Source organism: Protofrankia sp. CiP1_Cm_nod4 (genome assembly GCF_982290645.1).
The window spans coordinates 2,071-2,836 of sequence record NZ_CEVIVC010000211.1; the positions used below are offsets into that span (position 1 = coordinate 2,071).

At 75.5% G+C, this 766-nt stretch carries 1 protein-coding gene; it reads left to right on the top strand.

Annotated features, from left to right (window positions below):
* Window positions 1-705 (top strand): protein kinase family protein (locus AC5LSR_RS22865; protein WP_493468994.1); only part of this gene is annotated, 705 nt, incomplete at its 5' end.
* Window positions 706-766: the final 61 nt, after the last annotated feature.

Consider the following 766-nt stretch of genomic DNA (forward strand, 5'->3'; position numbering starts at 1 on the left):
GCGGCGCTGCGGCAGCTGGCCGGCAGGGGGGAGAAACGGTTCGCCGCCTACGTCCCCCGTCTCGTCGAGGCCTTCCGGCACCGCGCCGGCGCCGGCGGCGAGCTACGCCAGGTGAACGTCATCGAGCACGTCCACGGCTTCCGCTCACTGGCCGAGCTGCGTGCCGTGTGCCCGGACGGGCTCGACGCCCGCGACGTCGCGTGGATGTGGCGACGGCTGCTCGTCGCCCTCGGGTACGCCCACCGGGCCGGGGTCGTGCACGGCGCCGTCGTGCCCGACCATGTGCTCGTCCACCCCGACGACCACGGCCTGGTCCTGGTCGACTGGTGCTACTCGGTCGTCATCGCCCCGGACGGCCCGGGCGCTGCCGGCGGCCCGGGTGGCGCGGCCGGGCATGTGCCGGCGATGGTGGACCGTTTCGCCGGCATGTACCCGCCGGAGGTCGCGGCCCGGCAGCCGCCGGGCGCGGCCACCGACATCCACCTGGCGACGAAGTGCATGACGTACCTGCTGCGCGACGACGCCCCCCGCCCGCTCCTGCGGTTCGCCCGCGGGTGCACACTGCCCGCCATGTCCCGCCGGCCACGCGACGCCTGGCGTCTGCTCGGCGAGTTCGACGAGCTGCTGGAACGGCTCTACGGCCCGCGCCGTTTCCGGCCGCTGCGCGTCCCGGCCGCATCCCCCGGCACCGGCGGGTGCCCCTGAACGAGCCCGGCACCCGTCGCCACCACCGCACCGTTCCGTCTCACCGGACCGTCCGATATCA